The following is a 1882-nucleotide window of genomic DNA, read 5'->3' as shown; positions in this document are numbered from 1 at the left end:
TTTAAACTCTCGGTTGTATACTTTTCGTTGTTTCATTGGATAAAGATAGTTTTTTATCCCTTAACTAGTTGTGCGGGTAAAGTTAGCAAGTCCAACCCGCAAGGAATGTCTCATCAGTAAAGTGTCTATGGCCAGAGCTTGATCCACCTTTATCCATAAGCTGATCATCAGGCAAAACACGAACAGTTGTTCCTGAAATGTAATTCCAGTCGAAGTCTTTATTCAAAGGATTAAATGATTTACGACCACTCTTGAGATCAAAGAACTCCAAGTGACCATTAGAAACATAGCGACCTTTTAGGTTCTCTGAATCAGAAGATTCAAAATCCCAAATAAAGCGACTATACCCTTTAGCATTAAACTGGAATCTTTCATCTTTTTGGATCAATGTTCCAGAGTAAGGCATAAATAAAGAACCTGATACAGGTTTTTCTGCAGCAATATCAAAATCTAATAACTTAGACATCAATTGAGCTTCACCTACAGTACTTGTATAAGCTAAATTTGAGTTTACAGTCATTAAGTAGTCAATGATAGCCTGATTGTTTTATCGCTTACAATAGCCTTAAATGCAGCAACTAGCTCTTGGTCGGGTTCATCGGTAGAAAGAGCAATATAAGCAAAAGCTGGTAGGATACTCTCTAAAACCTGTTGACCATGAGGAAATCTACCAGTCGTACCAGCTGGTACATCAAGGTTTGCTGAGAAGAATCTGAATGTAAGCAAACCTTTCTTTAGGTTAGCCACAGTCTCATCCGATAAAGCATAGGGACTATCATGCAATAAATAAGCAATTAAAGAACCAGCATATAGTGCATGAGTATAATAAGCACTATGATATGGACCTCTATGGTGATACCCCGAGAAGTCAGCTTTGATTGTGCCAAAGAAGCCTGGAGCAATTGCTAAAGCATTATCCATATAACGTTTAAAAGCAGTCATAGCCACTTCACGTTCTTTCTCATCAGGAATAGATAAAGCGTAGATCAATTTTGGAATAGCCAGAGCTCTAAGGTTATCAGCTACCTCACCCGCATGTGTGGGTTCTTGATAAGCTATACCGAATAGTGAGAACCAATGAATAGCATTTAACTCTCTTTCTAATACTTCTGGAGAAAGCTTATCTTTTACTAAGAAGAAAGAGTGAAAATAACCAGCACTACGTAGTTTCTCAAATGTCAATGAACCAAGTCCACTCCCATCAGCCCAACCTTGATCATTGAACCAATCGTAAATATATTTTATCTTTTCGAGACTCTTCTGGTTGCCATTTTTCTTATAGTCTAAAGCAAGTGGAATAAGTACCTTTTCATTGATTGTTCTAAACTGAATCGCCTTTTCACCATCGATCACATCTGGTGTACGCATTGGGAACAATGGATAGCCAACAGGAGTTGAATCTTTAGCATAACGAATCTTAAGCTTATTACCAGCCTTTACACCACTCTCAACAAATTTCACTTCTTCTTTAGCTCGGATATCAACCCAGTCATTAGAGGGCATATTATCTGCACCAAGATACCAATCATATAAACGGTTAGAAATCGCATTGATATCGTTTTCAGAAGACAAAATCACATTATTAACTGCAGGTACAGTATTACGATAAAGCATGAAGTTAGGAATCAGGCTAAAGTCTGTACGATTAACTGTGTATTGAGCATCAGTCATCTTTTGCCAAGAAACATTCTTCGAAAACTCTACATAATCAAAATAAAGAACACCCTCTTTACCCTCAGGGAAGATAACCTTAACATCTGCAATTTCAGTCTTAGCAGGAAGTTTTCACACCCTCTCATAAAGTGTGTAAGTTAAAATGATGGGCTTGGGTAACAACTTTACCTGAGCCGTTGTTTTATAATAAAAAACTTAGACATGTATG

Annotated in this window: 2 protein-coding genes; both read right to left on the bottom strand. The window is 37.4% G+C overall.

The window, feature by feature from the left end; genetic code table 11:
* Positions 1-82: 82 nt before the first annotated feature.
* On the bottom strand, positions 83-520 hold the full coding sequence (locus B091_RS12900; protein WP_018110139.1) for a polysaccharide lyase family 8 super-sandwich domain-containing protein: 438 nt from the start codon (positions 518-520) through the stop codon (positions 83-85).
* Positions 520-1671, bottom strand: coding sequence for a chondroitinase family polysaccharide lyase (locus B091_RS12255; protein ID WP_018110138.1), 1152 nt, complete (start codon positions 1669-1671; stop codon positions 520-522). The genes B091_RS12900 and B091_RS12255 overlap by 1 nt, the downstream gene beginning before the upstream one ends.
* Between the last annotated feature and the right edge of the window lie 211 nt (positions 1672-1882).

Source organism: Bacteroides propionicifaciens DSM 19291 = JCM 14649 (assembly GCF_000375405.1).
In the GTDB taxonomy this organism is placed as follows: domain Bacteria; phylum Bacteroidota; class Bacteroidia; order Bacteroidales; family Bacteroidaceae; genus Bacteroides_E; species Bacteroides_E propionicifaciens.
The sequence above is the reverse complement of the archived record's forward strand: the minus strand, read 5'-3'. Positions and strand labels throughout refer to the sequence as shown.

Coding starts and splice junctions, on each gene's coding strand:
- B091_RS12255 (WP_018110138.1), bottom strand. CDS start 1,671: ATGACTGATGCTCAATACACAGTTAATCGTACAGACTTTAGCCTGATT.
- B091_RS12900 (WP_018110139.1), bottom strand. CDS start 520: ATGACTGTAAACTCAAATTTAGCTTATACAAGTACTGTAGGTGAAGCT.